The organism is Mesorhizobium sp. M0678 (assembly GCF_040320505.1).
In the GTDB taxonomy this organism is placed as follows: Bacteria; Pseudomonadota; Alphaproteobacteria; order Rhizobiales; family Rhizobiaceae; genus Mesorhizobium.
In genome coordinates this window covers 495632-507595 of the sequence record NZ_JAMYPT010000003.1, presented here as the reverse complement: position 1 = coordinate 507595, position 11964 = coordinate 495632, and the positions used below count along the sequence as shown (strand labels likewise).

The window sequence follows — 11964 nt, the reverse complement described above, 5'->3', positions numbered from 1 at the left end:
CTGTAGCCATGCTGCCCGTCTCATCCCCAGCCTCCGTTCGCTGAAGATCAAACCGGACAACTCGTCTGCTACCTAACCCGGACAACTCATCTGCTTACGACAGCCCAGCATCTCGGCCTTGACGGCTACGAGACCGTACGCGATATTTACGCCGCCGCGATCCGGGACGGCGAAATCGGTTTCGCCGGCAAGGCGGGCCTTCAGGTGGCCAGCCAAAAGCTCAAGGGCGACCACGCGCTGGCGGCCGATATTCTGGATTCGATTTCCAGCCAGCTTTCCCATCTCGCCGAAGGCAGGTCGATCGACCGTCTGGTCGAGACGGCCAGGGCGCTGAGTGCGGCAAGGCGCGTCTATTGCCTCGGCCTGCGCTCGAGCCACGCAGTCGCCTGGCATCTGCATTACATCCTGTCGCTGATCGGCGAGAAGTCGGTGCTGCTGCACGGCATCGGCGGAACCGATGGCGACGCTCTTGCCCATGCGACCAAGGACGACGTGCTGATCGCCGCCAGCGTCCTGCCTTACACGCGCTTCACCATCGAGCTTGTCGAGTACGCTGCCGGCCGCGGCGTACCGGTCATTGCGATCACCGACAGCGGGGTAGCGCCCTTGGCGCTGCTTGCCGATCACCTAGTCGTCGTGCCGACCGGCAGCCCGTCCTTTTTCCACACCATGACGCCAGCTTTCATCGTTGCCGAGGTCCTCGGTGCTCTTGTCGCAGGGCAGGCAGGCGAGGGCGCCGTTGAATCGCTGCGACGTTTCGATGAGCAGGGCGCCGCTCTCAAGACCCATCTGAACCAGCGTCCGCCGAAGAAAATGCCCACGAGGGACCGTTGATGACACACATTCTTCATCGAACCATCCACTCGACGCTGCCGGTCGCCATTCGCGGCCAAGGCATCGAACTGTTCGATGCCGAGGGCAAGTCCTATATCGACGCGTCGGGCGGCGCGGCGGTGTCCTGTCTCGGCCACGGCCATCCCGACGTGATCGCTGCACTGCACACCCAGCTTGACCGCATCGCCTACGCCCACACCAGCTTCTTCACCACCGAGGTGGCGGAGCGCTTGGCGGATCGGCTGGTCGAGGACGCACCGAAAGGCTTGGACCACGTCTATCTAGTCAGCGGCGGCTCGGAGGCGGTCGAGGCCGCGCTCAAGATGGCCAGGCAATATTTTGTCGAGAAAGGCGAGCCGCAACGGCGCCATCTCATCGCACGCCGGCAGAGCTATCACGGCAATACGCTCGGCGCTCTCGCCACCGGCGGCAACGAATGGCGGCGCGCCCAGTTCAGGCCGTTGCTGATCGAGACCCACCATATCGACCCCTGTTACGCCTATCGCTATCAAAAGCATGGCGAAAGCGACGAAGCCTATGCGGCGCGCGCCGCCCAGCAGCTCGAAGACAAGATCCTCGAACTCGGCCCGGACGAGGTCATCGCCTTTGTCGCCGAGCCGGTGGTGGGTGCCACGCTCGGCGCGGTGCCGCCGGTCGCGGATTACTTCAAGCACATTCGCGCGATTTGCGACCGCTCCGGCGTGCTGCTCATTCTCGACGAGGTGATGTGCGGCATGGGCCGTACCGGCACGCTGCATGCGTGCGAGCAGGACGGCATCGCTCCCGACCTGCTGACCATCGCCAAGGGACTCGGCGGTGGCTACCAGCCGATTGGCGCGGTGCTGCTCGGCCGGCATATCTTCGATGCCTTTGCCCAAGGCTCGGGCTTCTTCCAGCATGGGCATACCTATATGGGCCATCCAATGGCAGCGGCGGCCGGCCTTGCCGTGCAGGAGGTCATCCGGCGTGACGGTCTGCTCGACAACGTCAGCGCAATGGGCGCGCAGCTGGACGAACGCCTGCACCAACGCTTCGATAACCACCATCACGTCGGCGACATTCGCGGGCGGGGTCTATTTAGGGGAATCGAGCTGGTGGTTGATCGCGCCAGCAAGGAACCATTCGACCAGAGGCTTGAACTCAACGCCCGCATCAAGCGCGAAGCAATGGCCCGCGGCCTGATGATTTATCCGATGGCCGGGACGATTGATGGTATGCGGGGCGTTCATGTGCTTGTGGCGCCGCCATTCATCATTTCCAAACACGATATCGATCGGATCGTCGAACGGCTCGGTGAGGCGATCGACGCTGCGATCGCTTCAGCGGCCTGACCCGCACGACGCGGACCGCCTCAACCAGTTCCAACGCGTCATCGGCGACGGGCCGGGACACCCACCAGAGAGGTAGCAACCATGTACAGTTCAATGAAAACCCTGATCGGCGCGGCGGCCTGCATGCTGCTGGCGCTGCCATCCGTCGGAGCCGAGCAGCGCTTCGTCACGGTCGGCACCGGCGGGGTCACCGGCGTCTACTACGCCGTCGGCGGCGCCATTTGCCGACTGATGAACAAGGACCGGCAGAAAACCGGCATCCGATGCTCGACGGAGTCGACCGGCGGTTCGGTCTTCAACGTCAACTCCATCCAGACCGGCGACCTCGATTTCGGCTTGACCCAATCGGACGTCCAGTACCAGGCCTATGAGGGGACCGGAAATTTCGACGGCAAGCCGTTCAAGGATCTGCGGGCCGTGTTCTCCGTCCATCCCGAGCCGTTTACCGTGCTAGCGCGGCCGGACGCCGGCGTCACCAAATTCGAGGATTTCAAAGGCAAACGCTTCAACGTCGGCAATCCCGGGTCAGGCACCCGCTCGTCCATGGAGGAGTTGCTCAAGCAGATGGGCTGGACGCTCGGCGATTTCTCGCTTGCCGCGGAGCTGAAGGCGGACGAGCAGGGCAGCGCGCTGTGCGACAACAAGATCGACGGTTTCTTCTACGGCGTCGGTCATCCTTCCGCCGCGATCCAGGATCCGACCACGGCCTGTGGCGCCAAACTCATCCCGCTGACCGGTCCGGCAGTGGACGCGCTGTTGGCAGCTCATCCGTACTATTCAGTCGCCACCATCAAGGGCAGCATGTACGCCAACAATCCGGACGACGTGACGACATTCGGCGTCCGCGCGACAGTGGTGACGAATGCCAGCACGCCCGATGAGGTGGTCTACGAACTGGTGAAGTCGGTCTTCGAAAATTTCGACGACTTCAAGAAACTGCATCCGGCTTTCGCCAATCTCGATCCCAAGGAGATGATCAAGACCGGTCTGTCGGCGCCAATGCATCCGGGCGCGGAGCGCTATTACAAGGAGAAGGGCTGGCTCTGAGGCCTTCAATGCGAGGCGCCACAGGCGCCTCGCATCGCAAATAATTGTGGGGAACGATGACAGATCAAAGCCAGCGGGCGGCAGGGCCTGACCAACCCGTTATCGACATTGACAAGCTTAGCGAGATCGTCGCCGAGGCCGACACCGGTGGGCGCAAGCCGACCGGCCGCACCGCGAAGCTGATCCTCGGCGTATCGCTGGCATGGTCGCTGTTCCAGCTCTGGTATGCCTCGCCCCTTCCGTTCATGATCAATTTTGGTGTCGTCAGCGACGGCATCGCCCGCTCCATCCATCTGGCCTTCGCCCTGTTTCTGGCGATGCTGACGTTTCCGGCCTTCAAGACCTCGTCGCGCAGCCGGGTGCCGCTGCCCGACTGGGTGCTAGGCATCGCCGGGGCGGCGTCCGCCCTGTATCTGTTGGTCTTTTACAGCGATATCGCCCATCGGCCGGGCCTTCCTACTACGGCTGACCTGGTCGTCTCGATCGCCGGCGTCCTCATCCTGCTCGAGGCCGCCCGTCGCGCCGTCGGGCCTGCCATCACCGTCATCGCGGCGATCATGCTGATCTATATCTTCGCCGGGCCTCACCTTCCTGGCCTGCTCGGCCACAAGGGCGCGACGTTATCGCGCGCAGCCTCGCAGATGTGGCTGACGTCGGAGGGGGTCTTCGGTGTTGCCCTCGGTGTGTCCACCAATGTCGTCTTCATGTTCGTTCTGTTCGGAACATTGCTGGAGCGCGCCGGTGCCGGCGGCTTTTTCATCCAGCTTGCCTTCTCGCTGCTCGGCAAATACCGCGGCGGTCCGGCCAAGGCCGGTGTCGTCGCCTCCGGCCTGACCGGCATGATTTCCGGCTCGTCGATCGCCAATGTCGTGACCACCGGAACCTTCACCATCCCGCTGATGCGTCGCGTCGGATATTCTGCGGTGAAAGCCGGCGCCATCGAATGCGCGGCCGGCGTCAATGGTCAGTTGATGCCCCCGGTGATGGGCGCGGCCGCGTTCCTGATCGCGGAATATGTCGGCATCTCCTATGCCGAGGTGGTCAAGCACGCCTTCTATCCGGCGCTGCTGACCTACGGCTCGTTGTTCTACATCGTCGATATCGAAGCGATGAAGACGGGGATGAAGGGCCTGCCGTCACGCAGCACGCACTCCGCATTTCAGGGTGCGCTGCGCGGGCTGATGGGCATATGCGGTTTCATCATCCTCGCAGGGCTTGTCTATTACGGCATTGGCTGGACGAAGATCGTTTTCGGCGCGGCCGCGACCTGGATGATCACTGCCGCGCTGATCGCCGTTTACATCGGCCTTGTCGCCTACCGGGCGCGTTATCCCGACCTGCCGCTGGAGGATCTGGAGGGCGAGATCGTCAGGATTCCCCACTTCGGCGAGACGGCGCGCACCGGCCTACATTTTCTGCTGCCTGTGATCCTGCTGATCTGGTGCCTAATGGTGGAGGAGTTGTCGCCCGGCCTGTCGGCATTCTGGGGCGCTGTCGCCCTTATGGCGCTGATCGTCACGCAGCGGCCGCTCACCGCCTTTTTCCGCAAGGACCGCGCGCTGGCGCAGCATTGGCTTCACGGTTTCGACGATCTGGTCGGTGGGCTGTCCGCCGCCGCACGCAACATGACGACGGTCGGCATTGCCACTGCGACGGCCGGCATCATCGTCGGCACGGTTCTGCTCACGGGCATCGGGCTGGTAATGACCGAGCTGGTCGAATTCATCTCGGGCGGCAGCTTCATCGTCATGCTTTTGTTCACCGCGGTGATCTGCATCATTCTCGGCATGGGCATGCCGACCACTGCAAGCTATGTCGTGGTCGCCACCTTGATGGCGCCGGTCATCGTCGATTTGGCGGCGCAGAACGATCTTGCCGTGCCGCTGGTCGCCGTCCACATGTTCGTTTTCTATTTCGGGCTGATGGCGGACGTGACGCCGCCAGTGGGCCTGGCGGCTTATGCTGCTGCGGCAATTTCCGGCGCCGATCCGGTGAAGACCGGCATTCAGGGCTTCAAGTACGAGATCCGTACCGGCCTGCTGCCGTTCATCTTCATCTTCAACACCGGACTGCTGATGATCGATCTCGAAGGTCCGTTCGATTTCGTCGCGATGGTGGTGACATCGACGCTGGCCATGGTCTCGTTTGTAGCAGCGACGCAGAATTGGATGCTCGTGCGCAACCGCTGGTACGAGACGATTGCGTTGCTTGCGGCCTGTTTCATCTTGTTCAGGCCGGGATTGTTGCTCGATCAGGTGAGTGAACCGTATCGGGCAGTACCCGCCACCGAACTCAGCCGTATCGTCGACGAGACCGCCGAGGGAGGCGCGGTTCGCTTGCGCCTGACGACACTGAACCTCAACGGCGATGAGATATCGAAGCTGGTTCGACTGCAGCTCGGGCCTGCAAATTCATCGGCCGAACGCCTGAAGGCGGCGGGCCTGGACGTCAGTGCGCTTGGCGATAGCGTGACGGTCGGCGTCGTGCGACTGGGCAGCCAGGCGGCCAAATTCGGCCTGCAGCCCGGCGACGAAATCAACCAGGTGCTAGTCCCTGCGGAACGGACGTCGCGCTATTGGTTCGCCATTCCGGCTCTGCTGTTGCTCGGTCTCGTCGTCTGGGGTCAGAAGCGGCGAAGGCGGGCGGTTGGTCTGTAAACGTCTTGTGAGCGGAAGCGTCTTGGCCAGCATGTCGGTAACCAGAGAACCAAACGACGCCCCGGAGCCGGCTAACGCGGAAATGCGCATGGCGACGCGCGACCGCCCCTTCGAACCCGTCGACTACGGGCTTTACGCGCTGACGGTCATTGCCTGGAGCGCATCGTGGTTCGCGATCGAGCTTCAGGTCGGCAGCGGCGTGTCGAACGAGGTCAATCTGGTTTGGCGCTTCGCCATCGCCACGCTGCTGATGTTTGCCTGGGCAGGTTTTTCCGGCCGGCGGCTCCGCTTTTCGATCACCGATCATTTGCGCTTTGCTGTGCTTGGCATCCTCATCTTCTCGTCGAACTTCCTGTTTTTTTATTATGGCGCCGGCTATCTCGTCAGCGGCTTGCTCTCGGTCGTCTTCTCGCTCGCCTCGGTCATCAACATGCTGCTCGGTGCCTTGGTCATCGGCGAGCGCCCGGCGCCGCGCATTCTCGCCGGCGGCATCATCGGCTTCGCCGGAATAGCGCTGATGTTCTTTCCCGAAATCGCTGCCAACGGGCTTTCCGGCGGTACGTTGGTGGGCCTTCTTCTGTGCCTCTGCGGCACGCTGAGCTTCTGCGCCGGCAATCTCGTCTCCGTCGCAAACCAGCGCCGCGGCTTGCCGCTCGTTTCAACGAGCGCCTGGGGCATGCTTTATGGCACTCTTTGGTCGGCGTTCCTGGCCTTCCTGCTCGGTGAGCCGTTCGTGTTCGCGACGACTGCCTCTTATATCGGCTCGCTGGTCTTCCTCGCCGTCATATCGACGGTCATGGCTTTCGCCGCCTACCTGACGCTGCTCGGACGCATTGGCGGCGCCCGCGCCGGCTATGCGACTGTCATATTTCCCGTCTTTGCGCTTTTGATCTCCACGGCGCTGGAAGGCTATGCCTGGACTGCGTACGCGATCATCGGGCTCGTCCTCGTCGCCGCCGGAAACGTACTGGTCATTCGCGGGGGACGGCGCTGACGCATGGAATGCTTGCGCAATGCCGCCGCGTTCCGGTTGTGCGGGCCGCGGTTCTATCGAGCTTGACTCTCCGCATCCTCTGTCTAAGCTGCGGTCAATGGGTCAGACCAATGTACCAGGGTTGGCCCGGGAGGGAACTAAACGCGCATGCCGATCCAGGCCGTTGAACCACGCCGGCTTTACCGACAGGTCGCCGATCAGCTCAGGCAACTGATCGATGCCGGCGAGTTTTCCGTCGGCGACCGCCTGCCGACCGAGCGGGATCTGGCCGACCAGCTCGGAATTTCCCGCCCGACAGTCCGTGAAGCGCTGATAGCGCTGGAGGTCGAAGGCCGCATACGCATCCGCGTCGGCTCGGGTATCTACGTCACCGATCCGCCGAGCGCCGCCGCCTCCGAACCCGAAGTCGAGGAAGGCCCGTTCGAGCTGTTGCGCGCGCGCGAATTCGTCGAAGGCGCGATCGCCGCCGAAGCGGCCCTCCATGTCCGGCCTGCAGATATCGAACGGCTCGACGACGTGCTGCGCCGGATGGAGGCCATGCGTCACCCCAACAAGATGACCATTGCGCTCGACCGGGAATTCCACACCGCTGTCGCCGGCATTCTCGAGAACGCGGTGCTGGTGCGCTTCATCGGCGAGCTTTTCGACCAGCGCATGAACCCGTACTTCGAACGCCTGTCGATCTATTTCGAGACCAGCGATTCCTGGCAGGTCGCGGCAAAGGAACATCGTGCCGTGCGCGATGCAATTGCCGCGCGCGACCCCGAGCGGGCCAAGGCCGCCATGCAGCAGCATCTGCGCCAGTCGCAAATCAGATTCTCACGCAATTTCGATGAGAGAGCCGCAGCCAAGGAGGTTGCGGAATAGCAGTTGGCCGGGGGGAGATCCGGCCGTCAAGTTCAACCAGGGAGGAATTAGATGCTGAGAAAATACGCAGTTCTGCTCGGTGCGATCGCCGCAATTGCCATACCCATGGCGTCGGCCTCGGCGGAAACGGTCCTGAAATGGGCACATGTCTACGAGACGACGGAGCCCTTCCACACCGAATCCGTGTGGGCGGCCGACGAAATCAAGAAGCGCACCCAGGGCCGCTACGCCATCGACGTCTATCCGGCCTCGCAGCTTGGCAAGGAAGCGGACATCAACCAGGGCCTGATGCTCGGCACCGTCGATATCATCATTTCCGGATCGAGCTTCGCGGCGCGCGAATATCCACCGATCGGCGTCACCTATTTCCCATACACTTTCCGCGATGCCGACCATCTGCTGAAATACACCAAGAGCGACGTCTACAAGGCCCTGACCAAGGGCTATGAGGACAAGACCGGCAATCACATCGCCGCCACCACCTATTACGGGACGCGGCAGACCACCTCGAACCGGCCGATCGCCAAGTGCTCCGACATGCAGGGCCTGAAGATGCGCGTTCCCGACGTGCCGGCCTATCTGGCCATGCCGCGTGCCTGCGGCGCCAACACGGCGCCGATTGCCTTCGCCGAGGTCTATCTGGCTCTGCAGAACGGCACGGTCGAGGCCCAGGAGAACCCGCTGACCACCATCGAGGCGAAGAAATTCTACGAGGTGCAGAAGAACATCGTGCTCACTGGCCATATTGTCGATCATCTCAACACCATCATATCGGCGTCGCGCTGGGCCTCGCTTTCCGACGAGGACAAGAAGATCTTCACCGAGGTGATGCAGGAGGCTGCCGCCCGCGCCACGGCAAAGATCGTCGCCCGCGAAAAGGAACTGGTGCAGGTATTCAAGGACCGCGGCATCAGCGTAACCGATGTCGACCGTGCTGACTTCGAGAAGAATGTGCTGGAGAAGGTCACCTTCGAGGAGTTCGGCTACAACAAGGCCGATTGGGAAGCGATCCGCGCCATCAAATAGGGCACCGGCAAATCGGATGCTCAATCAAGAGGATAGGGCGGCAATCGGATTCGCCGCTTTAACCTGCCCTTCCGTCCGGCTCCAAATTGCGCCGGACGGCCCTTTCAATCCTTGACGACCCACCAGCTTCGGGAGCCCGCGCCAATGGCCGAGGAACACCACACCGAGATCACCGTCGAAGAGATTGCGCACGCCTTCGAGGAGGTGCCGATACGCGTCGACCTGTCGGACCACGGTATCGAGGACTGGGTCACGCTTGCCGTGTTCTGGGGCATGGTCGCCTGTGTCTTCTTGCAGTTCTTCACCCGTTATGCGCTGAACAACAGCTTTGCGTGGACCGAGGAGATCGCCATCAACGCGCTCGTCGTCGTCGTTTTTCTCGGCGCCGCCATGTGCGTGCGCCTTTCGCGCCATATCCATGTCGACGTGCTTTACCACTATCTGCCGGAGAGCGTCGGCCGCTGGCTGGCGCTCGCCGTCGATGTTATCCGCATCGCATTCTTCGCCTACGGATCCTGGCTGATGTGGCGCTACGTCACGATCGTGGCGCATGAGCGCATGGTCACCGTCAACCTGCCGCGGCGCTGGTTCTTCTACGCCGTACTGGCCGGGTTCGTGCTGATGCTTCTGCGCTCGATCCAGGTCTTCATCGGCAATTACCGGCGCGGCTATTCGGTGCTCGAGCGTCCCGGTGCGTTCGAGACGGCGGGGGTCTGAGCGATGCTGCTTCTGGTCGGGGGCTTTCTTGTCCTGATGCTCATCGGCGTGCCGGTCGCCGTTTCGATGGCGGCCGCCTCGATCCTTTACCTCGTCATCTACGGCGTGGCGCCCGATATCATCGCGGCCCAGCGCATGATTGCCGGGGTGGAGAGCTTTCCGCTGCTCGCCGTGCCCTTCTTCATCCTGGCCGGCAACCTCATGAACATCGCCGGCGTCACCGGGCGCATCTATTCGTTCGCCCTTGCCCTGGTCGGCTGGATGAAAGGCGGCCTGGCGCAGGTCAACATCATCGGATCGGTGATCTTTTCCGGCATGTCGGGCACCGCGCTCGCCGACGCCGCCGGTATCGGCACTATCGAGATCAAGGCGATGAAGGACCACGGCTATCCTATCGACGCCGCGGTTGGCGTCACCGCCGCTTCCGCCACGCTCGGGCCGATCTTTCCGCCCTCGCTGCCCTTCGTCATCTACGGCATGATGGCCAATGTCTCGATCGGTGCGCTGTTCATGGCCGGCATCCTGCCCGGCGTGGTCATGACCGTGCTGATGATGATCACGGTCGCCATCTTCGCCTACAGGCGCGGCTGGGGCTCCGACACATCCTTCGAGCTTCGGCGGCTGGCCGAAGCGGCGGGCGAGGTGCTGGTGGTGGCTGCCTTTCCGATTGGCTGCTATGTGCTGGTGCAGCTTGGCCTGTCGATCAATATCGCGGTCGGCATAGCGCTGCTGGTGCTGATCGTGGCGGACTGGTATTTCGATTTCTCTGCGGTCATGGCGCTGATGACGCCGGTCATCCTGATCGGTGGCATGACGATGGGCTGGTTCACGCCGACCGAAGCGGCGATGGCGGCTGTGATCTGGTCGCTTTTCCTCGGGCTGGTGCGCTACCGCACGATGACGCTGCGTTTGCTTGCCAAGGCCAGCTTCGACACGATCGAAACGACCGCGTCGGTGCTGTTCATCGTTACCGCCGCATCGATCTTCGCCTGGCTGCTCACCGTCAGCCAGGCAGCTCAGCTGTTTTCGAAGTTCATTTTCGCGCTCACCGAAAACAAGTGGGTCTTCCTGATCCTGGTCAACATCCTGATGCTGGTGGTCGGCTGCTTCCTCGATACGATCGCCGCGATCACGATTCTGGTGCCGATCCTGCTGCCGGTCGCCGCCGTCTACGGCATCAACCCGGTGCATTTCGGGCTGATCATGACGCTCAACCTGATGATTGGGCTTTTGCACCCGCCGCTCGGCATGGTGCTGTTCGTGTTGTCGCGCGTCGCCAAGCTCTCGGTCGAGCGCACCACCATGGCGATCCTGCCTTGGCTGGTGCCGCTTATAGTGGCGCTGCTTCTGATCACCTTCGTACCGGCCATCACGCTTTGGCTGCCGACCGAGATGGGCCTGATCCGGTGAGCGGCCAGGTGATTGCCGCAACGCTGTTCGGCCCGCAGGACCTGCGTATCGTGGAGCATCCGCTGGGACCGCTGGCGCCAGGCATGGTGCGGGTGCGTTTCGGCGCGGGAGGCATCTGCGGCTCCGACCTGCATTACTTCCGCCACGCCCGCACCGGCGACTTCGTCGTCACCTCGCCGCTTGTCCTCGGCCACGAAATCTCCGGCGAAATCGTCGAGATCAACGGCGCCGCGCCCGGTCTGGGCGTCGGCGACCACGTCGCGGTCAATCCGTCGCGCTGGTGCGGGCATTGCGCGCGATGCCTGGAAGAGCGCGCCAATCTCTGCGAAAACATCTACTTCATGGGTTCGGCATCGAAGACGCCACATATGCAGGGCGGCTTCGCCAGTCTGTTCGACGCCACGCCCGCGCAATGTTTCAAGGTTCCATTTGATGTGGCCTACCAGGCGGCCGCACTTGCCGAGCCGCTGGCGGTCAGCCTGCACGCCATCGCGCGGGCGGGCGACATCAGGGGCCGCAACGTCATCCTGTTTGGTGCCGGCCCCATCGGTCTCTTGGCCATGCTTGCGGCCAGGCTTGCCGGCTGCGCTGAGCTTACGGTCGCCGATATCGCCGCCGCTCCGCTCGCCTTCGCCCGCAGTTTGGGCGCCGACAGGACGATCGACCTTTCCGGCGGCGACGCCGAACTCCAGGCGCTTGCTGCCGGCGGTTCGCTTGATGTGGCGTTCGAGATTTCGGGCACCACGGCCGGCCTTGCCGCAGCAATCGCAAGCGTCCGGCGTGGCGGCACGGTGGTCCAGGTCGGCAATCTTCCCGGCGGCCAGATTCCGCTGCCTGCCAATGCAGTGATGGCCAAGGAGATCGACCTCAAAGGCACATTCCGCTTCGGCACGGAGTTCGGCCGGGCGGTCGATCTCATCGTTTCGGGGGAGGTGGACGTCCTGAAGCTGATGACAGCGGAGCGCACGCTTTCTTGCGCCCCCGATGCCTTCCGACTTGCCGCCGACCGTTCACAGAGTGTCAAGGTCGTGCTCACTGCGGACTGATCGAGAAACGGAGCCGCGCGAGAACGTTGGCAGTC

At 62.8% G+C, this 11964-nt stretch carries 10 protein-coding genes; all 10 read left to right on the top strand.

The window, feature by feature from the left end; translation table 11 throughout:
• The first annotated feature begins 204 nt into the window (after positions 1–204).
• The gene (locus tag NKI29_RS08970) at positions 205–834 is read left to right on the top strand and encodes a MurR/RpiR family transcriptional regulator (RefSeq protein WP_352795971.1); all 630 of its coding nucleotides are present in this window, start codon (positions 205–207) and stop codon (positions 832–834) included.
• The gene (locus NKI29_RS08965) at positions 834–2165 is read left to right on the top strand and encodes an aspartate aminotransferase family protein (RefSeq protein WP_352795970.1); all 1332 of its coding nucleotides are present in this window, start codon (positions 834–836) and stop codon (positions 2163–2165) included. Before NKI29_RS08970 ends, NKI29_RS08965 begins: the two co-directional genes overlap by 1 nt.
• A gap of 93 nt (positions 2166–2258) precedes the next feature.
• A complete protein-coding gene (locus NKI29_RS08960; protein ID WP_352635415.1) occupies positions 2259–3212 on the top strand; it encodes a TAXI family TRAP transporter solute-binding subunit in 954 nt (317 codons plus the stop codon).
• 56 nt (positions 3213–3268) lie between these two features.
• Positions 3269–5869, top strand: coding sequence for a TRAP transporter permease (locus NKI29_RS08955; protein ID WP_352795969.1), 2601 nt, complete (start codon positions 3269–3271; stop codon positions 5867–5869).
• An 88-nt stretch (positions 5870–5957) separates the two neighbouring features.
• Positions 5958–6863: a DMT family transporter gene (locus NKI29_RS08950; protein ID WP_352635207.1), complete on the top strand. Its 906-nt coding sequence runs from the start codon at positions 5958–5960 to the stop codon at positions 6861–6863.
• Positions 6864–7010: 147 nt separating this feature from the next.
• On the top strand, positions 7011–7730 hold the full coding sequence (locus NKI29_RS08945) for a FadR/GntR family transcriptional regulator (protein WP_352452148.1): 720 nt from the start codon (positions 7011–7013) through the stop codon (positions 7728–7730).
• Positions 7731–7781: 51 nt separating this feature from the next.
• A complete protein-coding gene (locus NKI29_RS08940) occupies positions 7782–8756 on the top strand; it encodes a sialic acid TRAP transporter substrate-binding protein SiaP (protein ID WP_023717039.1) in 975 nt (324 codons plus the stop codon).
• A 144-nt stretch (positions 8757–8900) separates the two neighbouring features.
• Complete coding sequence (locus tag NKI29_RS08935; RefSeq protein WP_352724146.1) at positions 8901–9473, top strand: TRAP transporter small permease; 573 nt, start codon at positions 8901–8903, stop codon at positions 9471–9473.
• A 3-nt stretch (positions 9474–9476) separates the two neighbouring features.
• Entirely contained in the window at positions 9477–10883 is a 1407-nt protein-coding gene (locus NKI29_RS08930) for a TRAP transporter large permease (RefSeq protein ID WP_352795967.1), read from the top strand.
• Positions 10880–11929: an L-idonate 5-dehydrogenase gene (locus NKI29_RS08925; RefSeq protein WP_352724150.1), complete on the top strand. Its 1050-nt coding sequence runs from the start codon at positions 10880–10882 to the stop codon at positions 11927–11929. The genes NKI29_RS08930 and NKI29_RS08925 overlap by 4 nt, the downstream gene beginning before the upstream one ends.
• The last annotated feature ends 35 nt before the right edge of the window (positions 11930–11964 follow it).